This is a genomic window from Shewanella sp. MSW (assembly GCF_007636515.1).
Classification (GTDB): domain Bacteria; phylum Pseudomonadota; class Gammaproteobacteria; order Enterobacterales; family Shewanellaceae; genus Shewanella; species Shewanella indica.
In genome coordinates, this window is record NZ_LVDR01000018.1 from 1 (window position 1) to 25129 (window position 25129).

Consider the following 25129-nt stretch of genomic DNA (forward strand, 5'->3'; position numbering starts at 1 on the left):
GTCATAACCAACCTCGACTGAGCTTTGATGGGTATTTCAAAGCCTAGTCAAGCCTGGGCGAAACATCAAAAAGATATGGCTGTCCTGTCTTTTCTTGTCTTTTCTTTGAGCGTCCTGTCTTTTGAGCGTCCAAATTAATAAGCCAGCGGGGATTTCGGCTACGTTGGGGTGTCCTTGAGGATACAAGGGACTTTGGACAAGCAAAGTCCCTTTTGAGTTACTCCGCCGTCGTTGGGTCGATTGAACGTTTCACCTCATTGACGGCATTGATAGGAAAACCGCCCCTTTCCGCATGTTCACGCACCAGTGTCTCATTGGGGGCTATGTAAACGCAGTAGATCTTATCTGGGGTCACAAAGCTCTCTACCCACTGGACCTTCGGCCCCATATCTTCCAACACGGCACAGGACTTTTGTGAGATTTCACGAAACTCTGCCGTGGATAAACCTCCGGCTCCGGGTAAGTCTCTTTCAATGATGAATTTAGGCATAACAACCTCCTTACGGGATCTTGCTGAGTATAGTTCCTGAAGGGAAGCTCTTCCGCTTGGCTAGAGCTCTGGTCGCTGTGATTCTTTGGCATGCCGGTTTAAATGAAAACATCTTAGCTCAGTTGATATATCTGCTTTATTGGCCGAGGAAAACTCAATGTTAACCACAGATTTTGCAAATAGCGGCGGCTTATTGCACATTAGGGGTTCTTCAATGGCATCTGAGTTGGAAAGTGCATGCAGCTGTGGCAGATATTGGCGACATTCCTGTTGTTGGGCGCCCTGAGTGGCTGTTCCGGTCGTCCCGATCCTGTTTCCGCTCCGGCTACAGTGGCTAAGCCCCAAGTGGGCACAGAGTCCGAAGCCAAGCGCTTTGAGCAAGTGCCCCTGTCACAGCAGCGGCTGCTGACGATGCAGCGAGAATGGCATGGGGTTCCCTATCGTTTGGGAGGCATGAGCAAGCGAGGTGTCGACTGTTCGGGCTTTGTCAGCCTGACTTACCGGCGATTGAGCGACATCATGCTGCCGCGCACAGTGGAGGAACAGCGCAAGCTGGGGTTCGCGGTCAAGAAAAGCCAGCTCAAGGTGGGCGATCTTCTGTTCTTCAAGACTGGCTGGAGTAGCCGCCATGTGGGGATCTATATAGGCAACAATGAGTTTATGCACGCCTCTACCAGTCAGGGGGTGATGATCTCATCGTTAGATAACAGCTACTGGAAGCAAAAGTATTGGCAGGCCAGGCGCCTGCTCTAGTGTCGGGAGAAGGGAGATGGATAGCCTGTTACTCGCCAAAATAGCTACCGCCATCATAGCCGTGGTGGGCCTGTCGCTGGTGGCTGAGCGGGTCAGCCCCAGAGTGGCGGGTATTTTGTCCGGCTATCCGCTTGGTACGGCTATCGCACTGTTTTTTATCGGCATTGAATTGGGTGAGCCCTTTGCTGCCGCCAGTGCTACCGCCGCCTTGTCCGGCTTTATCGCTTCGTTGCTGCTGATTTGTGGTTATGCCCTGGGTATTCGTCTCGGCGGTGGGCGGCCACTGCCGTTAGTGGCACTGCTGGGGTCAGGCCTGGGATTGCTGGCCTTTGGCCTCAGTGGCTATCTTCTGAGTCTGTTGAATCTTAATCTCCTCGGCGGAAGCCTGGCGCTGCTGCTGGCGATTGTGCTTGTGGGTTTGGTGCTTGCCAAAATACCGGACGCTACAGTAGCCAAGCCCGTTCGACTCAGCCCACTGGTATTGCTGCTTAGGGCTGCGGCAGCCGCCATAATAGTGCTGTTGGTCACGGCGGCGGCCAAACTGCTGACGCCGGCTCAGGCCGGTATTCTGGCCGCTTTCCCCATTACGCTTTATCCGTTTTTGTTGATCATTCATCTGGCCTATGGTGCGCCGCAGGCACAAACCATTATCAAGCATTATCCCAGAGGCCTGGGGTCGCTCATGTGTTATGTGATTGCGGTGAGCTGGCTCTATCCGCGGCTCGGCATTGTCTGGGGAACTGTGCTGGCGTTTGTGGTGGCAACCCTGTATTTGCTGGCGTTGAGCGCCTGGCACCGCTTGAGAACCAAGCCTCTTGAGACTCCCGATCCCGAGACGACAAAATGCTCCCGTTGATGGGGGCAGCAAAGCCTAATTGTGGTATGTTAGGCGCCACTGCAACACAAGTATTTTTGCCAAGGGGAACAGCATGGCCAAAGCCAAAATCGGGATAGTAACCGTTAGTGACCGTGCCAGCGCCGGAGTCTATGAAGATATTTCCGGTAAGGCGATCATAGAGACTCTCAATGCTTATCTCACCAGTGAGTGGGAAAGTGTTTATGAAGTGATCCCGGACGAGAGGGCGGTGATTGAAGCCACCCTCAAGCGGATGGCCGATGAAGACGGCTGTTGTCTGGTGGTGACCACAGGGGGCACAGGGCCGGCCAAGCGCGATGTTACGCCCGAGGCGACCGAAGCCGTGTGCGATCGTATGATGCCTGGCTTTGGCGAGCTGATGCGCGCCGAGTCACTCAAGTTTGTTCCGACAGCGATTTTGTCACGGCAAACCGCCGGGTTGAGAGATGACACCCTGATAGTCAACTTACCGGGTAAGCCCAAGTCGATTCGTGAGTGCCTGGATGCGGTATTCCCGGCGATTCCTTACTGTATCGATTTGATGGAAGGCCCCTTCCTCGAATGTGATGAGACAGTGATCAAGCCGTTTCGTCCCAAGGCGAAATAAGCCAACCCGGTTTTTACCCGGCCGATACCCTTGGGTTTCGGGGGACGGGTTTCGGGGTTTCGGCAACCGAAAGGCAAGCCAATATTGAATCTCGGCTTGCCTTTTCTTTTGCGGCCTTGGGGGATCAGAGGCCGAACACCACCTTTTCGCTCTTGAGTGAGCGTTCCAGTCCCAGCACCAGGGCGGCGGCGATGGCCAACGTCAGCAAGCTGGATACCAATAGCTGCAGCAGCGGCAACTCCTTACCCTTGATAAAAGCCATCAGTGCCTGTTGTTGCCCCGAGACCGGCAACCACTGCAAGGTGTCCGGCGCTATGTCGTAGCTGGCGGTCATTGCCAGGGCCAAGGGCACGAACAGTACTATGGTCAGATAGGACTGGGCTTCCTTGAAGGTCTTGGCCAGGAAGGACACAAACAGCTGCATGCTGGCGGCCAGCAGGGCGACCGGCAAGCCTATCAACAGCATCAGGGCAATAAACTCGGCGCTGATACTGATGCTGAAGCCGAGCTCCTGCCAGGGCACCATGGGATAGGCAAACTTGGAGATCAGCAAAATCAGCATCAAGCCCAGCATGGCAAACACAGTCACCGCCAGCAGTTTGGAGATCACCAATTGCCTCGGAGTGACAGGGTGACTCAGTAGCAGCGCCAATGAGTTGCGTTCACGTTCGCCGGCACTGGTATCTATCGCCAGATTCATCCCGGAAATAAATACCGAGTAGATCATGGTGAAAATGGCGATCCCGAGGATCATTCCGCCCTTGGAGTCTGGCGTGGCCTGATCCTGCAGTTGCACCTTAATCGGCTGCATTATCCTGGGATCTATACCGCGGGCCAGTAGGCGCAGGCTGCCCATTTCGGAGGAATAACCCTGCAGCGCCCGCTCCAGACGGCGAATCGATTTCTGCAGCTTTTCATCCGAGTTGTCGGCTATCAGGATCACCTCGGCCCTTTCGCCTTTGGCCATCTGCGCCCGATATTGCTCGCTTATCTGCAGTATCAGAGCGCCTGCCTGCTCGCCGCTGTCCTGATTTATCCCCTTCTGGCCGAGATAGCGCACCAGATCCGGCGCCTGTTCGGCGTTGTCTATGCGAATTTGCAGATCATCCGGGCTGGAGAGCTGACCAATCAGCACCACAAACAGACCGCACATGATCAACGGCGTGCCTATGGCATAGTAGAGACCTGCCATTACAGAACGCTTGTCGCGGGCGGCATCCAGCAGTTCCTTGCGAACCAGTGTCAAGAGTCGACTCATCATGCGGCTATCCCCTCATCCGTGCCTATCAGTTGTATAAAGGCATCTTCCAATGACTCCTTACCGGTTTGACGGCATAGATCGGCCGGGCTGCCAACGGCCACCACGCGTCCCTGGGTCATGACTATCACCTTGTCACAGAGGGCGGCGACCTCCTGCATCACATGGCTGGAGAACAACACACAGTGGCCCTGGCGTTTGAGATCCAACAGCAGCTCCCGCAGAACCCGGGTGCTCATCACATCCAGCCCGCGGGTGGGTTCATCGAGAATAATATTGGTCGGTTGATGCACTATGGCCTGAGCCAGTGCCGTCTTCATCCGCTGCCCCTGGGAAAAGCCCTTGCAGTGGCGGTCGGCAATATCGTCCATCTTGAGTTTGCCGAGCACATCGGCAGTTGCCTGCTTGGCGGCCTTGCTCGGCATGCCGCTGAGTTCGGCGAAGAAACGAATATATTCCCTCGGACTCAGGCGTTCATAGAGGCCGAAGGGATCCGGAAACAACCCCAGTTGCTGCTTGGCCGCCAGCGGATTGCGACCGACATCTATGCCGTCGACTTCGGCTATGCCTTCGTCCGGTTTCAACAGGCCAAACACAGTGCGCAGGCAGGTAGTCTTGCCTGCGCCATTGGGGCCGAGCAGGCCGGTAATCATGCCATCTTCGGCGCTGAAACTCAGGCCATCCAGGGCTTGAACCTTGCCAATGCGCTTACTCAGATTGGTCACCTTGATCATTTTGTTCCTCCTGGAATGGCTTCCACTGTGCTGGCGTTGAGATAGAAACTGCGACGCACATCTTTGTTGAGACACTCGCCATCCAACTTGTCCGGCGCCGTGCCCTTGACCAGCTCGGCGATCAACTCATTGGCGCAGGACTGGGCGGCAACACCATGGGTGGCATAGGGGGAGATCAAGTGTCTGGCGTTGCTCAACTGGGCCATGGCCAGCTCGCCCCAGGATGGCGGCGTGGCGGGGTCCTTGGCTCCGGAAAGCAGCAGGGTGGGGATATCGCTGGTTATCGGCTCGGCAAAGGTGGCCGCCGCGGCAGGGACATTCCAGATAGGGCAGCTTCTGTCCAGGCTGCTGAGCATCTCTTTGCCTATGACGCTGGCCTCGGCCTGTTGACGCTCGGCGGCGGTCAATCTGGGCCAATCTTCACCGCAAACCACGGCGGCGTGCATGCCCATGGCGATACCTGTGCTATCGACACTGAGAGCCATCAGCCCCAGCAGGGGTTGGTATTCCTCCATTGCCGCTCGGTGGATGGCGTAGGGCAGCAAGGCTCTGATCGATGGGCTGTAGAGCGCCATTCTCAGGCTGCCGAGCAGCTTGCTACGGGTCAGGGTCAGCATGGCGATATCGCCGGTTACCGGATGAGGCACCTTCTTCATCACCGCATGTTGCCCCAGGCGCTCGGCCAGTTGGTTCAGTTCCTGACGCAACTGTGGGTAGGTTTGAGCGCACAAAGCGTCCTGTTCACAATCGCTCAGCAGCAGATCCTGGGCCCGGCCAATGGCGGCGCCTATGGCCAGCACACTCTGCTGCATAGGTACGACGCCATCCAGGGTCACTGTTTTGAGTACCTCTGGATAGTGGCGCATATAGAGCTGGGCCATACGGCTGCCGTAGGAGATGCCATAAAGGTGCAGTTTCTGATAACCCAGATGCCGGCGAACCGCTTCGAAGTCGTGCAATGCTTGCTCGCTGCCGTATTGGCTGATATCGGCATCCAACTTGCTCAGGCAGTTACGGGTTTCCTGTTCGACATCCAGTGCTTCGTCGTTATAGGCCAGGGTTTGTTCCAAATCCAACGCTGCACATTCAAGGGCGTTGGACTGGCCGGTGCCGCGCTGATCTATCAGCAATATGTCCCGGTTTTGACGCACTTTGCTTAAGATCAGGTTGAAGGTGGCGGCATTTTCGATGGCCGACTGTCCCGGCCCACCTGAAATGGCCAATACGGCTTCATCGGGGGCGGTATTCTTGATGGCCGGCAAGACGGCATAGTGGATTGCCAACTGGCGGCCATCGGGTTTTTGCGGATCCTCCGCGACTCGAATTGTGCCGCAACGCAGACGCTCAGATAGACCGTCGATATAACAGCCCGTGCTTTCGGAAGCTGTCTGTGCCTGACTCAGCGGCGTCCAACAGAGCCCCAGTGCCAACAACAGCATGCTGGTTACGGCAGGCCAGTATTGTTGGCCAAAGTTCCTTTGCTTCATGCTTGTGTCCCTTTTTGGCATTCCTGCCGGATTGTGTTAGTTTAATTACTGTATCAATGTATTAATACAGTGTTTCAAGGCTAATGTTAGAACTATTGAATGTCAACCCCAGCAGCGGCGACCCCATCTACCGCCAATTGAGCGAGCAGATTATTCATCTGATCGTCGGCGGTCAGCTGCCCGAGGAAACCGTATTGCCCTCGGTGCGGCAGATGGCTGAGCATCTGGCTGTAAACCCCATGACAGTTTCCAGGGCGGTGCAGCAGTTGGTGGAGCAGGGATGGCTAGAGCGGCGACGCGGCCAGGCAACCCGGGTAGCCCTGCGTCAGGCTCATCAGAGTCTATCGGCCGAGGCCATAATAACGCCGCAGCTTGAAGACTTGTTGGTGACGGCGCAACAGTTGGGGTTGTCGCAGCAGGGGCTGCAGCAGCTGGTAGTCAAATATTGGCCCCAAACCAAGGAATAACAGGGAAAACGTATGGAACAGCCAGCCGGGTCATTATTGTGTTTCACTAAGGTCGACAAGAGCTTCGACGGCAAATCTGTGTTAACCGCGGTAGATCTGCAGTTGGAGCCAGGGATGGTGGTAGGGCTGCTTGGTGCCAATGGCGCCGGTAAATCGACCCTGATGCGTATTGCGCTTGGGATCATTCCCTGTGACAGTGGCCTGGTGACGACTCTGGGACAGGCGCCGCAGCAGCTGGATTCAGGCCGTAAGCAGCGTTTGGGCTATGTGCCGCAGCAGCCCTTCGGTTATGAGGGGTTCAGTGTCGAGCGGGCGCTGGCCATGCACAGCAGTTTCTATCCTCAGTGGGACATGGAGTTGCAGCAACAATGGTTGCAGCGTTTCGGTCTGGATCTCAAAGCTCAGGTGCAACGGCTTTCAGGGGGACAACGTCAGTCTCTGGCGCTCATTATGGCAATGGCCTATCGACCTCAGTTGCTGGTGTTGGATGAGCCTGTGGCCAGTCTGGATCCCGTTGCCAGACGTCGTTTTATGGCTGATCTGTTCGAGCTGGCGTTGGAATCAGGTTCCGCCGTACTGTTTTCATCACATATCACTTCAGATCTGGAACGGGTCGCCAGTCATCTGGCGTTGCTGAAAGCAGGGGAATTACTGCTGTTTAAGGAGATAGATGCGCTCAGGGAGGAGGTGCGTTTGCTGAAGTTCGCTGCAGACAGTGACATCCAGTTGCCCGAATCCATGCGGCTGTTGGCGACAACCCGTGCCGGCTGTGTGGTGGATGGTTATCGGGGGCAGGCCTTGCCCGGCATGATAGATGCCCGCCGCCTGAATCTGGAGCAGCTGTTTATGGAGCTGCATCCATGAGGCTGGCTTTTTTCCCTGCCTTATGGCTTAAAGATATCGGCAGTGTCAGCTTCCTGATAACGGCCGGACTGGGCTTGTTTTTGGCCCTGGTGATACAGTTGAGTGGGGATAGCGACAAGACCGGGATGTTCCAGGCAATGGCAATTCTCTCTGGATGTGCCGCCTTTGCCTGGCAATCCAATCGTCTGGCCGCCTGTGAATGGCTGGTATTGGTGCCGGGTTTTAAAAAGGCGCTACTGCTGCAGGCCACAGTGCTGGCGATACTGGTTCAGCTTATTTGTTTGGCGATTTCACCTGCGAATTTGGCTATTCAAGGTGTTGCCTGGAGTCTGGGGCTGGCGTTTGTACTGGCATGTTTGCGCTATCCCAAGTGTTTTTACTGGTCGGTACTGCTGTTCTTGGTCTTGCCAATCAGCGAGTCCATTGCCCGTCTGTTACCCGCCTGGAGCTGGTGGTTGGCAACGGCAGTGTTATTGGTCATGCTCGCCAGACAGTTACGCTTGCTTTGCTGGCACCCACAGGCGCGTAGCATCTATCTCAATGGGCTGGAGGCGGGTTGGGTTTTAGGCCCAAGGCTGGGGATATGGCCGCCGCTGCTGAGGTTGGAAGCCTGGCTGCATCCGGTCAATTTTTTCATCGGCCCCACCTTGAGCTGGTTGCTGATCCTGCTGCCGGGCAGCAGTCTGCTGTTGATACTTGTTAATTTAGGTTGGCATAAACAATTGCCGGTGATTTATATCGCCGGCCAGTTAGCCATGCTCATCTGCTCCCTGGTGCACTGGAGTCGGCTGCAACGCTGGCGAGGGGCTGAGTTATTGCTGTTGCTGCCCGGGCATACTGGACTTGCTGGGTTGACGGCCGCATTTGCCCGCGGTCAAACCCGATTGCTGGCGTTGTTGGGGCTGATGTTAACCTTGATCCTGATGTTGGATTGGTTCGTCGGCGAAACCCAAGGCTTAGCTGGAGTGCACCAATTGCTGGCGGCTCTCTGGGGCTCGGCGCTGCTCCTGGCGCTGGGAAGTATCAGCCACCAGAAAGGCTATCTGGCTGGCGTCATGCTGCTGTTTATTGTCAATTCTACTTGGAGTTCCGGCCTGGCACGGGGGTTACAACAAGGTTCGGGCAGCGTTGTTTGGCTGAGCCTTGACCTGATTATGCTGGTATTGGCGCTAGTAGTGTTTCATCGTTGTAGCCGTAGATTATGGCGTACAGGAGTCGTTGAACCTTGATACCACAACTGGTCTGATCTCTATGGGGGAAGCGTGATACTGTACGAAACTAGAGCAAAAGCTCTTATGTTTACTTGAGCCTTGGGGTAGAATCGCAAAAAGCGGAACAGCTGTAAGCTAAAAAGGTAAACCGAGTTATGTCTCTAGAGCAGTACAGAATCACCCATCTCTTGCGTCAGCAGCTTGAAGCGCGTGCAGAGGATATCGCCCTGGAAGGCTTCGAAATAGCTGCGCCTTGGGATAAGGTCAGCTGGAACGAATTTGACCGCATCAGTGCGGCTATTGCCGGAATCCTGATTGCCAATGGCTTTGAGGTTCAGGATCGCGCCGTGATCCTGTCCCATAACTGCCCGCAGTGGACTTGCGCCGATGTCGGCGTCGTTCGTGCCCGTGGCGTTGTGGTGCCGGTTTACCCTACCTCCACCCTGAAGCAAGCTGCCTATATCATCAATGATGCCGGCGCAAAAGTTTTATTTGTGGCCAATAAGGCGCAGTATCGACTGGCTTGTCAGTTAGAAGCAATGTGTCCGACATTGGAACTTGTGGTGGTGTTTGACAAACATGTTACTTTGGAAAAACTGCATCATCATCATCTGGATGTATTACTGAACCAAGTTGTATCCGAAGAAGCACGCACTGAGTTGGCTGTCCGTGAACAGAATGCCACTCTGGATGACCTGCTGACTCTGATCTACACCTCAGGCACCACCGGCGATCCCAAGGGGGTGATGCTGGATCAACGTAACTTTGCTTCGGCTATGCGCCAACATTTCCAATTGATCCCCTTTGAAGCGGATCAGGTTTCCTTGGTATTCCTGCCTCTGAGCCATGTTTATGAGCGCGGTTGGACCTTCTATGTACTCAGTCGTGGTGGCAGAAATGTCTACCTGGCTGACACTCATAGGGTAAAGGAAGCCATTGCCGCCGTGCGTCCTCACACCTTGTGTGTGGTGCCCAGATTCCTGGAGAAGGTTTACAGCGCAGTACAGGATAAAGTGACCCGGGCCGGGAATGGCAATCGCAAGTTATTTGCTTGGGCTCTGGCTGTGGGCGAACGCCAGTTTGAAGTGATGCAGGGCCGGGCTCAACCCAGTAAAAAATTGTCATTGCAGTGGTATTTGGCTGACAAGTTGGTTTATCGCCGGCTCAGAGCGGCTCTTGGCGGTCGTCTGCGGTTGATGCCCTGTGGTGGTGCCGCCTTGGATGCTAAAGTGAGTGCATTCTTTGCTGCCATTAACCTGCCGGTGCTTTGTGGTTACGGTATGACAGAAACCACGGCAACCGTCACCTGTAATACATTGGACAATAGGGTGACAGGTTCCAATGGTCGCTGTATGCCCGAAGTGGAAATTCGTCTCGGGGCCGAGAATGAGATTTTGGTTCGCGGCGATACCGTGATGCGCGGTTATTTTAACCGTCCCGAAGACACCGCCGAAGCCTTCGAGGATGGTTGGCTCAAGACCGGGGATGCCGGTTACCTGGATGAACAGGGTAATCTGTTTATCACCGACAGGATCAAAGAGCTGATGAAGACCTCCAATGGCAAGTATATTGCGCCACAGCGGGTCGAAGGCAAAGTAGGTTGCTGCCCCTTCATCGAACAGGTGGCGGTAGTCGCCGATGCCCGTAACTATGTGACGGCACTAATCGTTCCTGCCTTTGAAGCTCTGGAGGTTTGGGCCAGACAGAAGGGGATCCGTTATGAGTCGCCGCTGGAGTTGATACGTCACAGCCATGTGGTGGAGCATTTTGAAGAACGGCTCAAACACCTGCAACAGGAACTGGCGGGTTTTGAGCAGATTAAAAAGTTTACCCTGTTGCCTGAGGCCTTCTCTATGGAGGCGGGTTTAATCACCCCGACCCTCAAGCTCAGACGTAAGATGATCTATCACAAGTATTCCCGTGAAATTAACGCCATGTATGGCGGTTAAGTCCGAAGAAGGCTGCCTGGGCAGCCTTTTTAATATCCTGATTCCTTCAGGTTCAATCTTGGCTGTTGTAGTATTGGCGCCCAAGATTGACCTTGTTGCCAAGGCCATTTCTCAAGGAAGCAGTATATGGAAGGACTATTCCAACAGGGCTGGCTCACAGGCTTGTTTCTCCTGATGTTCTCATCATTTTCACTCGCCTCTGAACTGGCTTACGCCCCCCCGTGGACACCTCAAGTGGATGACGGCGACCGGCAAGATGGTTGAGCCAGGTGCCATGAATGGTAAGCTGAAGGTCGGCAAAGACAAGTGCGAGTTTTAATCAACAATAATAACAATAGGATACCCTATGGAAGCGTTAAGCCTGGATATTCAACCCAGATTCAATGAAACCGATGGCCTGGGCCATATCAATAACACTGTGCTGCCCGTGTGGTTTGAAGCTGCCAGAGAGCCTGTGTTCGAAATCTTCAACCCAGGTCTGGATCTGGCTAACTGGAACCTGATTGTGGCCGGATTCACCATCGCCTTTAAGGCGCCCACCTATTACGGTAAGACAGTCAGAGTATTGACCTCGGTCAGCCGCATAGGCAACAGCTCGTTCGAAGTATTGCAACAGAGTTGGCAGGGAGAGCTGCTGACCGCCGAAGCCAAGACCACCCTGGTGCACTACGACTACAGCTGTGAGCAGAGTCGACCTATTCCGGATGAGATCCGTCAGCGTCTGCAGTCTTTGCTGCGGGAGTGAGTCGGCGTTTTCCAAGTACAGATTAAGCCAGCGTCTTCTACGTTGGCCTATTCTGGCTACGGTATTGGTGAGGTGTCTGATCAAAGAGACCTTTGAAGGCACAGATAAAGGCAGAATCGGACTGATAGCCCGCCTGAAATGCCACCTGTTGCACTGTTTCACCTTGTTCCAACTGCGTCAGCGAACTCAACAAACGTAGGTGCTGGCGCCAGAGTGGATAGCTGCAACCCAGTTCCCGGGCAAACAGCCGGGAAAGAGTGCGCTCGGATGCGCCCACCCGCTCGGCCCATTGCGCCAGAGTCATTTCCAATGCCGGCCTGGCAACTTGTTCATCAAAAATCCGCAGCAGACGTTTGTCTTTTGGCAGCAGTAACCCCAAACGATAGGGCGCCGCCTGGATCACCTCATCCTTGAGAACCGCCAATAACCTCAACCTTGCGTCTGAGGCTTGCGGGCTGGGTGCTTGTGTCATATGTAGCAGCAATTCCCTTAGAAAGGGAGATACTGCCAAGGGTTTGGCCTGAGTGGGAAAGCCCTGGCTATATGCGGGATCCAGGTAGAGACCGATGAACTGGGTATCCACCAGGACTCTGGACTCATGCTCCTGGGTTGCCGGAATAAACAGGGCGCCGTTATGGGGCAGTATAAAGCGGGTATCCCTGACCTGAGTCTGTAACAGGCCGCTTGCCGGAAACACCAACTGATGCCAGTTGTGGCAGTGCCAGCTATCGACATGCCCTCTGGGCATCCACAGCACTTTGCTGAGCACCCGGGCGTAGGGATAAGCCGCTATCAGCCCGTTGGCATCGAACCGTGCTTCTGAAGCTAGGGTATCTGTTGGGGAAATAGCTTGGCGGTTTGGCAATGTTATCTGTCTTTGTGTCGATACCTGTCGATCTGCTGTCAAGGCTAACATGACGGTCAACTGAACAACAAACGCGGGAGCGACAGGTGAAGGTACATTTTATTCAACATGAGTCTTTCGAAGGGCCGGGGGTTTTGGCGAACTGGTGTCGCGCGCGCGGCTATGAAGCCAGCTATACCCGCCTCTGGCTTGGTGAATCCTTGCCGCAGAGCCTCCAAGGCGTAGGTTTATTGGTTGTGCTCGGAGGCCCACAGTCACCGGCAACCGGCATTGCCGAGTGCCACTATTTTGATGCCCGGGCGGAACAGGCCTTGATAGCCAGAGCCATTGCCGGGCAGGTGGCTGTGTTGGGTATCTGTTTGGGAGCACAGCTGATTGGCGAGGCGCTCGGTGCTTCTTTCGAACCCAGCCCAGAGGTTGAGATAGGCTTCTTTCCCGTGACCTTAACCGCGGCCGGCAGGGTGCATCCAGGCCTGGAAAGCTTCGGCGACAGTGTCACTCTGGGGCATTGGCACCATGATATGCCTGGGCTGACGGCCGATAGCAAGGTGTTGGCATTCAGTGAGGTATGTCCGAGGCAGATAGTGGAATATGGTGCCAGAGTGTACGGCTTTCAGTGCCATCTGGAATTTGACGCCGAGGCGATAGAGGCGCTTATCAGTCACAGTACCGCCGAGTTTAGTCAGCCCCATCCTTGGGTGCAGCCACCTGATGTACTGCGCCAGGCCGAGACTCAGGAGATGAATGTCTTGCTATGGCAATTTCTGGACTGGCTGGTGCGCTGAAGCGGGCAGCATAGACAGCCTAAAAGGCGTGCCCATGCTGCTAGGCGTCTATGTGGTCCATAGCCTATGTAGCCCGCCAAACCCCTTGCCTTACCCAAATCGGCGGCGGTTAGGCAAGCTCTGCCATGGCATCTCTGACCCGGCGGGAGTCATCGTTGGCCAGTGCCGAGAGCAACTCGGCCGCGTCGGGGTAGTCGCCTTCCAGGCAATCGATCAGCTCGATTTTCTCATTGACAGTCAACTGAGTAATAAGGGGCGTCAGCGTGCCGTTTCTCAGTTGAGCGACTAGCCAGTCACAGGGAGCCTCATATTCCCCCTTGCCGAGGCAAAAACGCAGCAGTTTCATCGGCTCAAGCCGCAGCGGCTCCAAGGTTTGCAGCAGCCAGCTCAGCGCGGCTTCTTGCAGCTCATCGCTGTCCTGGTATCTCCTGTCTATGTATCGCGTTGCTGGCCAGTCGCCGCGGCGCACCTTGTCGGCCATAAAGGCCCGCAATAGCTGCTTATCGAACAGTTCAAACCCTAATTGGTAGCCAAGCAGGAGCTGCAGCAGTCGCTGCCGGGTTGGGGTGGGAAGCAGCCACAGGCACTGCTTGAGGTCATAACGCTCGAAGGATGAGTAGATACTCAGCTCTTCAAGGGCGAACAGGCGTTGCAGGCAGGCTTGCATGGCTGCCAGCGGCAGTTCACCACTCAGGTATGCTTGCAGTCGAGCATTGACCAAGGCGACCCTGGCATCGACCGAGTACAGGGCCTTGAATGCCGCCAAGATCTCCTCGGCGCTGACACTCTCGTCAAACAGCAGCACCTCGCCCGCAACACCTTGGGGCAAGCCCTCCGGCGGTATCGCTTGGGTCAGCAATAATGCCTGTAACTCTTCACCCTGACGCCGAAGCAGGCTGACATTGAGCCAGTCCCATCTGTCATCTTGGGCCTGCTCGCAAACCACAAGTTGCGGCGCGGCAACCACAGGCTGCTTTATGCCCCGCTCCAGCAACTGGCAGCGGCCATCAAAGTCTTGAGCCAGTACCCGCTGCCAACTCTTGAGGTTGTCGCGAATAAAATACTCGAGGCAGAGTGACAACTCCCGCTGCAGCTCGGGGTGTTGGATAAAGCCTTGTCCGGGGTATTGCAGCTCCAGCAGTTCGAAGGCATTGAGCTTCTCTCTATCCGGCAGTCGTCTCAGTGCCTGCAGCAGTGGATCTGCCTGGCTCGATGAGGCCTGGGCCAACTGGCTCAGCTGCGCTAGCGCGCGCAGTGTGTTATCGCCATCGCCGCTGCTCAGCGACAGTTGGAAGTCAAACACTGTCAGTAGGGCTTCACTGACGCCGAGTGATTGCATGCTGCTGACAAAGCCCAGGCGCTCGGTATCAGAGTCAAACTCAGGGTCGAAATTATCGTCACTGTAAGGCATGGCGGCATAATGCAAGAGCTTGAGTGGCGCTAGTTCCAGCAGCCATTGCCATAGGCGCCGGGCCAGTATGAGAGCCGGTGCTTGCGGCTCATTTGGCTGAGCCGAGGAGTGAGTGAAAGCCTGCTGCGAGGCCAGCAGGAAATAGCACAGCATGGCACCGCGGCGAAAACTGTCTTGTTTGTCGAACAATAGGTATTTGGGCTGGAAGTCACTGATGGGTTCCAGGGTCAATTGGCGGCCAACATCATCACGCCCTCTTCGATAGAGCTGGTCTTGTGCCAGTTGCAGCGCCTCAAGCTCACAAAGAGAGGGCTCGGGCCGACAGATAAACGCCTTGAGCGGCGTGGCATCGTCTGCGGCCTGCTTGAGCACTTGCCCGGCAAGCAGTTCCCAAGGGCTATTAGCGTTTAATCTCTCGCTCAGCGCCCGGCTGGTGGCGTCATGGCACCCGGCCAGACAGTCCTGTTGCCAAAGGAAGGCCAGCAACACATAGTGGCCGAGCTCCATTTGGCTCAGTGGCCAGTTATCCGGGGTGGCAAGCTGGCGGTGTTGCCGGAACAAGGCCAGGGTCTTGTTCAACAAGGGGCGGTTGTAGACCTGGCGCTTGTCGTTCCATTGCTGCAGCAGTTTAGCCAGTTGCGCCTCGAGCAGCGCCTGCTCACTGGTGTCACTGAGGTTGCCGTAGCGCTGCAGATATTGGACATCATCGAGCAGTCCTTCATCGTCGACCAGGTTTTCGCGGATCTCTTCCAGCTCGGGTTTACCAAGCCAAGCGAACCAGATATCCAGCAGGCGTAAATACTGCTGTTGCCTTTGCGGTAGAGTCTTTGATGGCAAAATATCGGCAAAGGCTTCGACATCTTCTTGATCACCATAGAGCAGTTCATAACGGCTATCGCTGAGAATACTGCTCAGCTCTTCGGCAATATGTCGATTGGATTCTGCCGTAACGCAGTAGTCGACTATATAGTGATAGAGCCCCAGGGCTTTGGCCTTACAGGCGGGAATTAATGCTATTGGTTGCTGAGCCGCCAGCGCCTGGGGTTGGCGGCCATCATGCAGATATTGCCACAATGCCGCGCCTTGGGGTTGCGCCAGTACCAATGGCTTTAACAGACGCAGCAGCCTGCCCGGCCGCTGATCGTCCTCATCCTGATAGCTGCCTTCTTGTTCATCTGCGTCGGTTTCAACACTCTCGGTTATGCCGCATCTGTAACAGGCCAGGGCGCCACTGGCCTGGCTCTCTATGGCGGCGCGCAGGTCGCTTATCTCCTCTTCGAGGCTGGCGCGGATAAACTGGCTTTCAAGCAGGGTATCCAGCCCCTCGTTCTGTTCAACTTCAAACCAGGCAAACTCAATCGGGTACATGCTGACAAAGAAATGCAGCACGGCATCGACTCTGCCGAGTGGGCGGTCTTCGGCGGCGAGCAGTTTCGGGCTATTGAGTAAACGCTCGCTCAACAGCTGTTTGAACAGAGGATATTGCTGTGAATTTTGCTTGAGGAAGTCGGCCAGTGGCTGATGACTCTGAATGCCGGTTTCGCCGCTGTAGAAGAAGCCCTGGCGCAGATGGTCACTGTCGCACCAGACAAAGGCCCGCAGCATATCCGGGCTCCAGCCATTGAGCTCGAGCAGCCGTGCCATATATTGCTCATAGCCATTGCTGTAGACATTGTCCCAGGCGGGGATCAGAAAGCGTGCCAATAGCCAGGCCAGTTCGGGCGTGCGCCGGGCCAGCAGAAACAGGGCCTCGACCCCGAAAATGCGGCTGTCGTCCAGCCACATGCGCTGCAGATCATTGTGCCTGCGGGCGAAGTCTATCATGGCCTCGGCGGTTGCTAGCAGTTCGGGGGTCAGGTGAGGGTGTTGCATGGCAATAGCGAACAGCAAAGGTTCAGAGAGGTAGAGGTCACACTCGTCACTGATGAGTGGCGGCAGCGTGAATACTTCGCCATCCGGGCCCAGACTCAGGGCTTCCTGCAGCAGGCTGCGCAGTCCTGAATCTTGCAGATCATCGATCTGCAGGCGGCGGTTGCCGCTGTCTGTCGCGGCGACAAATTCAATATCGAACATCCCTTTACGCAGAATAGTGCTTTGCTGCAATTGATGTCGGTATTGAGTCAGGGCTTGAGCTATAGAGAGGGGATCTTGGGGATCCAGCGGGATAAGAGTGTGCTTTTTAAATGACTGCATCTTCCTGACTCAGTAACTGCTAAGGCCAAAGGCCTTTAAAAGGTGGCGGGATGATAACAAATACCGACATGGGGGCGACCGCGCAAAAGTAAAAATCTGCGCGGGGTCACCGGCGGTTTTGAATATTAACGGGCAGAGAGCAATGATTGACGCTCTGTTTGCTTTTGTTGTTTATAGTCCAGAGCTTCTTGGGGAACCTGACTGATTTTGCCGGTTTCCAGCCACTTCTTTAAGCGGTTGGCATCGGCCAGATGGCTTAGCTTGCCGAAGGCGTCCAGCACCACAAAGGCGACTTCCCGCTTGGCCATTTGGGTCAGCATCACCAGACAGCGGCCGGCGTCATCGGTATAACCCGTCTTGGAAAGCGAAATTTGCCAGTTTGGTTTATTCACCAGCCGATTAGTGTTGTAAAACGCCAGGTTATATCTGGGTTTACGAAAGGTGACGCTGCGATTGGGGGCCGAGCTCAGCTCGCCTATCAAGGGATACTTTTTAGTCTCTTGCAGCAGTTTGACCAAGTCCCTGGCGCTGGAGACATTTTGTTCCGACAGCCCCGTTGGTTCAACAAAGTGACTGTCTGTCATCCCCAACTCTTCCGCCTTGGCATTCATCGCCTGGATAAAGGCCGGATAGCCGCCGGGATAGTGATGCGCCAGGGTCGCGGCGGCGCGATTTTCCGAAGACATCAATGCCAGCGCCAGTGCTTCTTTGCGTTTTAGCTCGCTGCCGATACGGATACGAGATACCACATTTTGCATGACTTGGGTTTGGCTGACATCCACTGCAATCCGCTCGTTGAGCGGCAACTTGGCATCCAGCGTCACCAGCGCTGTCATCAATTTGGTGATGGAGGCGATGGGTTGTACCTGCTGCGGGTTGTCCTCATAGAGGATTTCACCGGTTTTCATGTCCACCAAGATAGCGCTGGCCGAGGCCAGTTGCTGTTCAGGAGAAGAAGTGGCTCCGGGTGCAGGTTTGACCTGGAAGCACATAAAGCAAGTCATGAAGAGCAGCAGAAAGAGTCTCATCGAGGGGCTTTTCTCTTATTATTGTGTTTATTAATAGGAAAAAAGTGTAATAGAGACTCGCTCGAACACCAACTTTATTCTTGGTATTCCTTGAGAACTGCCAGCAATTCCTGCGGTAATTTGGCCTTGGTGCCTTTCTTGAAATCGTACATGACGGCGACAGAGCTACCTGTAGTGGTAATGGCTCGCTGTGCCTTACTGTACGCCTCGTAATGCATGGTAAACCTGTCTTCACCTATATCGCTGATTTTGACCCCTATCAACAGGGTATCCGGGTAGGTAACCGGGCGCTTGTACCTGGCCTGGTTTTCGCTTATTACCGGCCCCATTCCCTGTTTGTACATCTCTCCCAAGGGAAAGTGGCGGTTGAAGAAGTCGATTCTGGCGCTCTCAAAGTAGCGGAAATAGACTACATTGTTGACGTGTTGCAGGGCATCCATTTCGCCCCAGGCCACCGGGATTTGCGAGTGCTGTGGGTAACGCTGAGTAAAATCTTCCATATTTAAACGACCGTTTTATTTTGGTTGGCTCAGGATAACAACAGCGCCTCTCTGTCTCAAGAGGGGAACAACATTCCGTACAGGTGTTGATTTTCCGGGATAAGGAATAGGTGTTGTAAACAATAAGGGGAGCCATTGGCTCCCCTTGATTCATCAGTTAACTTAGGCGGTTATCAGTCAATCTTCAGCTCGGCGAAGCTCTTTACCTGCCGGAAATCACCTGTGCGTTGCCCGGCTTCACGTACCATCTGACAGGTGATCAGCCCGGCAGCGGCAGCGGCCTTGAGTTCGTCCAACATGTCCGAGACAAACAGTATCTGCTTCGGGCTCAGACTTATGGTGTTAATAATGTTGCAGTAGGCTTGCTTGTCGAGTTTGCCGCCGGTGCGGGTATCAAAATGACCGTTGAACAGTTCGGTCAGATCGCCGCCATCACTGTGGCTGAATAGTAGCTTCTGGGCTTCCACTGAGCCGGAAGAGAAGCTGTATACTCTGAGTCCCTGAGCCTTGTATTCCTTGATGGCTTCAATGAAGTCAGGATAGATGTGACCGGTGAACTCGTTCTTGGCATAGCCCTGTTTCCAGATCAGACCCTGCAGTGTCTTCAACGGAGTGGCTTTGCGATCTTCGGCAACCCATTGTTGGAGTATTTCTATTACTCGCGGCAGATCGGCATCAGGTTCCAATGCCATCTCTTTGGTGTCGCTGATACAGTTTTCTACCAGAATATTATCTTGATAACGTTCTAAAAACTCCGGCAATGCCTCGGCCGAATAGGGGAAAAGCACATCCTGAATAAAGTTAAGATCTGTCGTAGTGCCGGCGGTGTCGACGACTATGGCTCTGATACCCATAAGGTGAATTACTCCAAAAAGTGCTGTTTTCTGTGCAGATCCTAAGCTTTATTGGCGCGCTTGACCAGCTTCTTTAACCCTTTGTTGCCCACCAATTTTACATTTTGGGCGGAATGACAAGTCCTAAGGCCGGATGCGAACCTAACAGGTGTTAAGTCTTTGAAGCTCCATATAGAAGTGGTTTGCAACAGGCAACAAAAAGCCCGGCATATCAGCCGGGCTTTGAGGCGACAGGCGAATTATTTGGCCTGTTTTCGCAGTTTGCGCTCTTCACGCTCACGCTTACTGAACATGCGCTCTACCACCACGAAGAAGAGTGGGATAAAGAAGATACCCAGGAAGGTTGAGCTGATCATACCACCCAGTACCCCGGTACCTATGGCATTCTGACTGCCTGAACCCACACCTGTACTGACGGCCAGAGGTACAACCCCGAGACCGAATGCCAGCGAGGTCATTAGAATTGGCCGCAAACGTACCCGCACTGCGTGCAGGGTGGCGTCGACAAGTTTGGAGCCCTGCTCATAGTATTCCTTGGCGAACTCCACGATCAGAATGGCGTTCTTGGTCGCCAGACCCACAGTGGTCAACAGACCCACCTGGAAGAAAACGTCGTTTGGCAGGCCACGGCCATTCATGGCGATTAGGGCACCGATAATACCCAGAGGCACCACCAGAATTACCGCGAAAGGCACGGACCAGCTTTCATACAGAGCCGCCAATACCAGGAATACCACCAGGATAGACAGCGCGTAGAGTGCAGGCGCCTGGTTGCCTGACAGACGTTCCTCGTAGGAGAGGCCGTTCCATTCGATACCAAAGCCTGGTGGCAGCTGGTTAACCATGTCTTCCATGATGTTCATCGCTTCACCGGTACTGAAGCCCGGAACCGTTGCCCCCTGGATGTTCATTGCCGGTAGACCGTTGAAGCGTTCCAGACGCGGTGAACCATACTCCCAGCTGCCGGTGGCAAAGGCTGAGAAGGGCACCATGTCTCCCTGGGTGTTACGCACATACCAGGAGTCCAGATCTTCAGGTTGCATCCGGTATTTGGCATCGGCCTGAACATAAACCTTCTTCACCCTACCACGGTCGATGAAGTCGTTGACATAGGAGCCACCCCAAGCGGCAGAAAGCACGTTGTTGACATCACCTATGTTGACACTCAGTGCCCGCAGCTTGGCATGATCTATATGCAGCTGATACATGGGCGCATCTTCCTGACCATTGGGGCGTACACCCACCAGGTTGGGATTTTGAGCCGCCATGCCCAGCAGTTGGTTACGGGCCTGAACCAGTTTTTCGTGTCCTTGACCATTCTTGTCCTGCAGGAAGAGGTCAAAACCGTTGGCCGTACCCAGCTCAATTACTGCAGGTGGTACGAAGGCAAACACGAAGGCTTCTTTCATCTGGCTGAACACCGCCATGGCGCGGCCGGCAACCGCCTGAACATCACTGCCTGGAGCCGTACGTTCAGACCAGTCTTTTAGCCCGACGAAGGCGATACCCATGTTCTGCCCCTGACCGGCGAAACTGAAGCCCGCCACACTCAGAACCGATTTGACGTTTTCGTCTGCCAGGAATTGATCCGAGACCTTTTCCAGTACCTTCATGGTACTTTCTTGAGTGGCGTTGGTTGGCAGTATGGTCTGGGTAAACAGCATGCCCTGATCTTCGTCCGGCAAGAAGGCGGTTGGCATGCGGATAAAGATCCAGCCTACGGCCACAACCAGTGCCAGATAGACGGCGCTCATACGTACTGAACGTTTGATGATGCTAGCAACAGTACTTTCGTACTTGCCAGTCATGCGATCGAAGTTACGGTTAAACCAGCCGAAGAAGCCGGTTTCGGCATGGGTATGCCCCTTCTTCAGTGGCTTAAGCATAGTGGCACAAAGTGCCGGAGTCAGAATGATGGCCACCAATACCGACAGCGCCATCGCCGATACGATAGTGATGGAGAACTGACGGTAAATAACCCCGGTAGAGCCGGACATGAAGGCCATAGGTACAAACACTGCTGACAGTGTCAGACCGATACCCACCAGTGCACCGGTGATCTGGCCCATGGATTTCTTGGTTGCTTCCTTGGGGCTGAGCCCCTCTTCGGACATCACCCGCTCAACGTTTTCCACCACCACGATGGCATCATCCACCAAGAGGCCGATGGCCAGTACCATGGCGAACATGGTCAGGGTGTTAATCGAAAATCCGGTGAATGACAGGATGGCGAAGGTACCCAGCAATACTACCGGTACCGCAATCGTTGGGATCAAGGTGGCACGGAAGTTTTGCAGGAACAGATACATGATGACGAACACCAGTACCACGGCTTCCAGCAGAGTATGAACCACACCTTCGATGGAGTTCTTTACGAAGGGTGTCGTGTCATAGGGATACACCACCTGCATGCTGGCCGGGAAGAAGGGACGCATCTCTTCTACCTTGGCGCGCACGGCTTCGGCGGTATCCAGTGCGTTGGCACCAGTGGCCAGCTTGATCGCCAGACCTGTGGCAGGGCGTCCATTGTAGAGTGATTCGATGGAATAACTCTCAGAGCCCAGTTCAACCTTGGCGACATCACTCAGATAGACATTGGCACCCGAGGGGTTCGACTTGAGGATAATGTTGCGGAATTCCTCAGGCGTTTGCAGACGGCTCTGAGCCGAGATAGTCGCATTCAACTCCTGGCCTTGGACCGCAGGGGCACCACCCAACTGACCGGCAGAAACCTGAGCATTCTGTTCTTTAATCGCAGCGATTACATCCAGAGTGGTTAGGTTGTAGTTAGTCAGCTTCAGTGGGTCGACCCAGATACGCATTGAGTACTGGGCGCCGAACAGGGTGGTTTCACCTACACCGGGTACACGACTCATGGGATCCTGAACGTTGGAACCCACGTAGTCGGCGAGGTCGGCCTTGGTCATGGAGCCGTCATCTGAAATAAAGGCGACTACCATCAGGAAGCCGGAGCTGGATTTGTTAACCCTTACACCTTGAGCCGTTACTTCTTGAGGCAGCAAAGCCATGGCGGCCTGCAGCTTGTTCTGTACCTGAACCTGGGCGATGTCGGGATCCGCCTCGGCGTTAAAGGTCAGAGTGATTTCGGCGTTACCGAAGCTGTCACTGGTGGACTTGATATAGCGCAGATGGTCGAGACCTGTCATACGCTGTTCAATCACCTGGGTCACAGAATCTTCAACAGTTTTGGCCGACGCACCTGGATAGTTGGCAGCGACCACAATGGTTGGTGGCGCAATATCCGGGTACTGGGAAACCGGCAGGGCCTTAATGGCCAGGACACCCGCCAGCATGATAATAATCGCGATCACCCATGCGAAGATGGGGCGATCGATAAAGAAACGTGCCATAACTTCCGCCCTGTTATTGCTGGTTTGCTGTCATGGGTTTAGCCGTCACAGGCATGCCGGGACGGATTTTTTGCAGCCCTTCGACAATCAGTTTGTCACCTGGCTTGAGTCCTTCTGTTACCCGCCACTGGTGATTGATGACATCGGCAGTCTTGATCACCCGAGCTTCTACCTTGTTTTCGCCATTCACCAACATGGCTACAGCCTCACCCTTGGGACTACGGGTAATGGCTTTTTGCGGTACCAGAATCGCTTGAGGATCGACACCTGTGTTGAGGATGGCGCGCACATACATACCAGGCAGCAGCGTATGTTCCGGGTTAGGGAACTCGGCTCTCAGCGTCACAGAACCTGTGCTCTGATCGACACTGACTTCGGCAAATTGTAAGCGACCCTTGTGATCATAAGTAGAGCCATCTTCCAGTAGCAGAGTCACTTCGGCATCATCGGAAGCCTGCAGTTTACCGGCCTTCAACATGCTCTTGAGACGCAGCATCTGGGTACTGGACTGCACTATATCCACATTAATGGGATCCAGTTGTTGGATGGTCGCCAGTGGCTGAGGCTGGTTGGCGGTCACCAGAGCACCGGCCGTGACGCTGGATTTACCGATACGACCTGAGATAGGCGCCTGTACTTCGGTATAGTTGACGTTAATGGTCGCGGTATTGATGGCCGCCTTGGCCACTTCCACCGCTGCCAGTGCTTCTTTATAGGAAGCATCTGCCTTATCGTACTCTTCTTTACTTATGTATTTGGTTTTGACCAGTTCCTGATAACGGGCCTGAGTTGCCTTGGCCGATGCCAGAGACGCTTCGGCGCGGGCCAGATCCGCCTTGGCGCTCTGTAGAGATGCCTTATAGGTGGAAGGGTCAATTTGATACAGTGACTCACCCTGTTTCACATCGCCGCCTTCGGTAAAGCTGCGTTTCAGAATGATGCCGTTGACCTGAGGCCGAACTTCGGCTTCAAGGAAAGCTATGCTGCGCCCAGGCAGTTGCACTTGCAGTGCCTGCGGAGCCGACTTGACTTCCAGGACACTGACTTCCATAGCGGGGGCCGCCTGATTGCTTGTGGCTTTTTCAGCTTCCGACCCACAGGCCGTCACCCATAACGCCATACTTACAACTGAGGCAACTTTTAATACATGCCGCATGATAACTCCTAATCAGTATCTGCTTGCCGGGAAGGGAAAATGTCTCGTACGACAGGCTTCCTGGCGCAGTTCGCCAGCAAAATTTTCGAACCCATATTTATCGCACAAGCATCCTGTATCAACAAGCTACAGGATAAGCGAAAAGTGTAAATGAATGAAAATTTTTTAATCAATAAACGACACTATTGCCATTTATTTACATTTAGTTGTGAGATTTATGAATTCAACAACTTATGTATCCAAATCTCGTTTTTGCCTGTATGGGAGATATTCTGTTTTGTCTTGGAGGCAAAGACAGCTTTCCCAACTGCTGCAAGCGTTTTATGGTTGGGTGACCCAAGGCTAAACTGCAGAAATTTCTCTGCACCATGCTGGATCCTCCACCGCGAGGCGAGTATTCTACTACTGTCACGATAATTTGATTAGTCATATAGAAATAAACCCACTGTCCCACAGGTGCAACAATAAATGGATCTAAACAGGGTACAAATATTTGCTCAAGTTGTTGAACAAGGCAGCTTTACCGGCGCGGCCAAGGCGTTGGGGCTAACCAAGACTACCGTCAGTCGCAAAGTCGCAGAGTTGGAAAAGGCGACCGGTGTTCAGCTACTGTTCAGAACCACCAGGGCATTGAGGTTAACCGAGGCCGGCGCTGAGTATTACAACAAGATCACCAAGATTTTGGTGGATCTGGAAAATGCCGAGGCGCAGCTCAGTGCCAATCAACAGCGGGTCAAGGGCAATCTGAGAGTAGTCTGCCCGATTGAGATGGGGCAGTTATTCCTCGGCCCGGTATTTGCTCGTTTTCTTGAAGCATACCCGGATATTACCATAGAAGCTGAGCTGACTAATCGCAAGGTGGATATGGTTGAAGAAGGGATAGACATACTGTTTCACCTGTGCGGCATCGAAGACTCACGTCTGCAGCATTATCAACTGGTGAAGACCAGCACCACCTTGATGGCAAGCCCTGATTACCTTAAGCGTCATGGTACTCCTCAGTCCCCGGATGATCTTTGGCACCACAAGGGCATAGAGCAGGGCGGGATCCAGCTTATCAATGACGGTTGCTGGAAGATTTTTGATGGTAATGAATGGCAGGTGATCACCCCTGAGGTGCAGCTTAAGGTCAATAATATCACTTTAGCCCGGGAAGCGGCCATTGCCGGCTTGGGGATCACTTGTCTGCCGCCGATGATTGCCGATGAGGCCTTGCAAAAGGGAGAGTTGGTGGCTGTGCTGGAAGACTTTCCCATGGAACACAACACCTTGTTGCTGTCTTATCCAAAACGGGCCTACTTGCCTCGTAAATACATAATTTTTATAGATTTTATCTATCAGGCCTTGTTCGGTTACTGGGGTAACATGTTGCTGGAGATCCCCGAGTATGTGAAGCGTCCAGAAGGCTTCGAGTAAGTCGCCATGACTGCGGCTCCGTCGCAGTCATTCATAATTGTTCACATTTATTCCTTCACGGTTCATTAACCTAGATAACCCTGTTCATAACTTCTTCTTACTATCCGGGCTAACAATAATCATGCTCTG

The 25129-nt window shown here is 54.1% G+C and carries 21 protein-coding genes; 10 read left to right on the forward strand and 11 right to left on the reverse strand.

Annotated features, from left to right (window positions below; genetic code table 11):
- Positions 1 to 217: 217 nt before the first annotated feature.
- Positions 218 to 490: a DUF4242 domain-containing protein gene (locus AYI96_RS16665; RefSeq protein ID WP_071476313.1), complete on the reverse strand. Its 273-nt coding sequence runs from the start codon at positions 488 to 490 to the stop codon at positions 218 to 220.
- 237 nt (positions 491 to 727) lie between these two features.
- Here AYI96_RS16665 and AYI96_RS16670 point away from each other — a divergent pair, with 237 nt between their 5' ends.
- The 3 genes from AYI96_RS16670 to mog all read left to right on the forward strand — a co-directional run bounded on the left by AYI96_RS16670 (position 728) and on the right by mog (position 2706).
- Positions 728 to 1243, forward strand: coding sequence for an NlpC/P60 family protein (locus AYI96_RS16670; RefSeq protein WP_144362029.1), 516 nt, complete (start codon positions 728 to 730; stop codon positions 1241 to 1243).
- Between the two features lie 16 nt (positions 1244 to 1259).
- Positions 1260 to 2099: a hypothetical protein gene (locus tag AYI96_RS16675; protein ID WP_052248132.1), complete on the forward strand. Its 840-nt coding sequence runs from the start codon at positions 1260 to 1262 to the stop codon at positions 2097 to 2099.
- A 73-nt stretch (positions 2100 to 2172) separates the two neighbouring features.
- Positions 2173 to 2706 carry a molybdopterin adenylyltransferase gene (gene mog / locus AYI96_RS16680; protein WP_025009110.1) on the forward strand — a complete coding sequence of 178 codons (534 nt, stop codon included), beginning with the start codon at positions 2173 to 2175 and terminating at the stop codon, positions 2704 to 2706.
- Between the two features lie 124 nt (positions 2707 to 2830).
- Here mog and AYI96_RS16685 read toward each other — a convergent pair whose 3' ends face one another.
- From AYI96_RS16685 to AYI96_RS16695, 3 genes are read right to left on the reverse strand one after another with little or no spacing between them, the layout of a single operon-like run.
- Complete coding sequence (locus AYI96_RS16685; protein WP_372584299.1) at positions 2831 to 3967, reverse strand: ABC transporter permease; 1137 nt, start codon at positions 3965 to 3967, stop codon at positions 2831 to 2833.
- Positions 3964 to 4698, reverse strand: a complete 735-nt coding sequence (locus tag AYI96_RS16690) for an ATP-binding cassette domain-containing protein (RefSeq protein ID WP_028780402.1) — start codon at positions 4696 to 4698, stop codon at positions 3964 to 3966. Before AYI96_RS16690 ends, AYI96_RS16685 begins: the two co-directional genes overlap by 4 nt.
- Complete coding sequence (locus AYI96_RS16695; RefSeq protein ID WP_251767438.1) at positions 4695 to 6137, reverse strand: alpha/beta hydrolase; 1443 nt, start codon at positions 6135 to 6137, stop codon at positions 4695 to 4697. The genes AYI96_RS16690 and AYI96_RS16695 overlap by 4 nt, the downstream gene beginning before the upstream one ends.
- A gap of 131 nt (positions 6138 to 6268) precedes the next feature.
- Here AYI96_RS16695 and AYI96_RS16700 point away from each other — a divergent pair, with 131 nt between their 5' ends.
- From AYI96_RS16700 to AYI96_RS16720, 5 genes are all read left to right on the forward strand, one after another.
- Positions 6269 to 6652 carry a GntR family transcriptional regulator gene (locus AYI96_RS16700; RefSeq protein WP_039034579.1) on the forward strand — a complete coding sequence of 128 codons (384 nt, stop codon included), beginning with the start codon at positions 6269 to 6271 and terminating at the stop codon, positions 6650 to 6652.
- A 12-nt stretch (positions 6653 to 6664) separates the two neighbouring features.
- Positions 6665 to 7516 (forward strand): ABC transporter ATP-binding protein, encoded by an 852-nt coding sequence (locus AYI96_RS16705; protein WP_101095100.1) that lies wholly within the window; start codon positions 6665 to 6667, stop codon positions 7514 to 7516.
- Positions 7513 to 8745, forward strand: coding sequence for a hypothetical protein (locus AYI96_RS16710; RefSeq protein ID WP_144362031.1), 1233 nt, complete (start codon positions 7513 to 7515; stop codon positions 8743 to 8745). The genes AYI96_RS16705 and AYI96_RS16710 overlap by 4 nt, the downstream gene beginning before the upstream one ends.
- Before the next feature lie 137 nt (positions 8746 to 8882).
- Entirely contained in the window at positions 8883 to 10676 is a 1794-nt protein-coding gene (locus AYI96_RS16715; RefSeq protein ID WP_039034582.1) for an AMP-dependent synthetase/ligase, read from the forward strand.
- A 346-nt stretch (positions 10677 to 11022) separates the two neighbouring features.
- Positions 11023 to 11421, forward strand: coding sequence for an acyl-CoA thioesterase (locus AYI96_RS16720; RefSeq protein WP_039034584.1), 399 nt, complete (start codon positions 11023 to 11025; stop codon positions 11419 to 11421).
- A gap of 37 nt (positions 11422 to 11458) precedes the next feature.
- On the opposite strand, the gene AYI96_RS16725 is transcribed toward AYI96_RS16720, so the two are convergent.
- Positions 11459 to 12286: a helix-turn-helix transcriptional regulator gene (locus AYI96_RS16725; RefSeq protein ID WP_233962818.1), complete on the reverse strand. Its 828-nt coding sequence runs from the start codon at positions 12284 to 12286 to the stop codon at positions 11459 to 11461.
- An 86-nt stretch (positions 12287 to 12372) separates the two neighbouring features.
- Between AYI96_RS16725 and AYI96_RS16730 the strand changes: the two genes are divergently transcribed.
- Positions 12373 to 13071: a glutamine amidotransferase-related protein gene (locus AYI96_RS16730; protein ID WP_039034585.1), complete on the forward strand. Its 699-nt coding sequence runs from the start codon at positions 12373 to 12375 to the stop codon at positions 13069 to 13071.
- Positions 13072 to 13180: 109 nt separating this feature from the next.
- On the opposite strand, the gene AYI96_RS16735 is transcribed toward AYI96_RS16730, so the two are convergent.
- From AYI96_RS16735 to AYI96_RS16760, 6 genes are all read right to left on the reverse strand, one after another.
- A complete protein-coding gene (locus AYI96_RS16735) occupies positions 13181 to 16675 on the reverse strand; it encodes a hypothetical protein (RefSeq protein ID WP_144362032.1) in 3495 nt (1164 codons plus the stop codon).
- A gap of 125 nt (positions 16676 to 16800) precedes the next feature.
- Entirely contained in the window at positions 16801 to 17679 is an 879-nt protein-coding gene (gene pbpG / locus AYI96_RS16740; protein WP_260853019.1) for a D-alanyl-D-alanine endopeptidase, read from the reverse strand.
- Between the two features lie 98 nt (positions 17680 to 17777).
- Positions 17778 to 18203, reverse strand: coding sequence for an acyl-CoA thioesterase (locus AYI96_RS16745; RefSeq protein WP_039034587.1), 426 nt, complete (start codon positions 18201 to 18203; stop codon positions 17778 to 17780).
- A 173-nt stretch (positions 18204 to 18376) separates the two neighbouring features.
- On the reverse strand, positions 18377 to 19057 hold the full coding sequence (mtnC, locus tag AYI96_RS16750; protein WP_039034588.1) for an acireductone synthase: 681 nt from the start codon (positions 19055 to 19057) through the stop codon (positions 18377 to 18379).
- Between the two features lie 239 nt (positions 19058 to 19296).
- Complete coding sequence (locus tag AYI96_RS16755) at positions 19297 to 22428, reverse strand: efflux RND transporter permease subunit (RefSeq protein ID WP_039034589.1); 3132 nt, start codon at positions 22426 to 22428, stop codon at positions 19297 to 19299.
- Positions 22429 to 22441: 13 nt separating this feature from the next.
- On the reverse strand, positions 22442 to 23584 hold the full coding sequence (locus AYI96_RS16760) for an efflux RND transporter periplasmic adaptor subunit (RefSeq protein ID WP_039034590.1): 1143 nt from the start codon (positions 23582 to 23584) through the stop codon (positions 22442 to 22444).
- A gap of 468 nt (positions 23585 to 24052) precedes the next feature.
- On the opposite strand from AYI96_RS16760, the gene AYI96_RS16765 reads away from it, so the two are divergent.
- A complete protein-coding gene (locus AYI96_RS16765) occupies positions 24053 to 25000 on the forward strand; it encodes a LysR family transcriptional regulator (protein ID WP_039034591.1) in 948 nt (315 codons plus the stop codon).
- Positions 25001 to 25129: the final 129 nt, after the last annotated feature.

What these genes read in the sequence shown, in the direction of transcription:
- AYI96_RS16670 (WP_144362029.1), top strand. Translation starts at nt 728, where the DNA reads ATGCAGCTGTGGCAGATATTGGCGACATTCCTGTTGTTGGGCGCCCTG.
- pbpG (WP_260853019.1), bottom strand. Translation starts at nt 17,679, where the DNA reads ATGACTTGCTTTATGTGCTTCCAGGTCAAACCTGCACCCGGAGCCACT.
- AYI96_RS16715 (WP_039034582.1), top strand. Translation starts at nt 8,883, where the DNA reads ATGTCTCTAGAGCAGTACAGAATCACCCATCTCTTGCGTCAGCAGCTT.
- AYI96_RS16690 (WP_028780402.1), bottom strand. Translation starts at nt 4,698, where the DNA reads ATGATCAAGGTGACCAATCTGAGTAAGCGCATTGGCAAGGTTCAAGCC.
- mog (WP_025009110.1), top strand. Translation starts at nt 2,173, where the DNA reads ATGGCCAAAGCCAAAATCGGGATAGTAACCGTTAGTGACCGTGCCAGC.
- AYI96_RS16675 (WP_052248132.1), top strand. Translation starts at nt 1,260, where the DNA reads ATGGATAGCCTGTTACTCGCCAAAATAGCTACCGCCATCATAGCCGTG.
- AYI96_RS16720 (WP_039034584.1), top strand. Translation starts at nt 11,023, where the DNA reads ATGGAAGCGTTAAGCCTGGATATTCAACCCAGATTCAATGAAACCGAT.
- AYI96_RS16755 (WP_039034589.1), bottom strand. Translation starts at nt 22,428, where the DNA reads ATGGCACGTTTCTTTATCGATCGCCCCATCTTCGCATGGGTGATCGCG.
- AYI96_RS16685 (WP_372584299.1), bottom strand. Translation starts at nt 3,967, where the DNA reads ATGATGAGTCGACTCTTGACACTGGTTCGCAAGGAACTGCTGGATGCC.
- mtnC (WP_039034588.1), bottom strand. Translation starts at nt 19,057, where the DNA reads ATGGGTATCAGAGCCATAGTCGTCGACACCGCCGGCACTACGACAGAT.
- AYI96_RS16700 (WP_039034579.1), top strand. Translation starts at nt 6,269, where the DNA reads ATGTTAGAACTATTGAATGTCAACCCCAGCAGCGGCGACCCCATCTAC.
- AYI96_RS16745 (WP_039034587.1), bottom strand. Translation starts at nt 18,203, where the DNA reads ATGGAAGATTTTACTCAGCGTTACCCACAGCACTCGCAAATCCCGGTG.
- AYI96_RS16695 (WP_251767438.1), bottom strand. Translation starts at nt 6,137, where the DNA reads ATGCTGTTGTTGGCACTGGGGCTCTGTTGGACGCCGCTGAGTCAGGCA.
- AYI96_RS16705 (WP_101095100.1), top strand. Translation starts at nt 6,665, where the DNA reads ATGGAACAGCCAGCCGGGTCATTATTGTGTTTCACTAAGGTCGACAAG.
- AYI96_RS16760 (WP_039034590.1), bottom strand. Translation starts at nt 23,584, where the DNA reads ATGCGGCATGTATTAAAAGTTGCCTCAGTTGTAAGTATGGCGTTATGG.
- AYI96_RS16665 (WP_071476313.1), bottom strand. Translation starts at nt 490, where the DNA reads ATGCCTAAATTCATCATTGAAAGAGACTTACCCGGAGCCGGAGGTTTA.
- AYI96_RS16710 (WP_144362031.1), top strand. Translation starts at nt 7,513, where the DNA reads ATGAGGCTGGCTTTTTTCCCTGCCTTATGGCTTAAAGATATCGGCAGT.
- AYI96_RS16735 (WP_144362032.1), bottom strand. Translation starts at nt 16,675, where the DNA reads ATGCAGTCATTTAAAAAGCACACTCTTATCCCGCTGGATCCCCAAGAT.
- AYI96_RS16765 (WP_039034591.1), top strand. Translation starts at nt 24,053, where the DNA reads ATGGATCTAAACAGGGTACAAATATTTGCTCAAGTTGTTGAACAAGGC.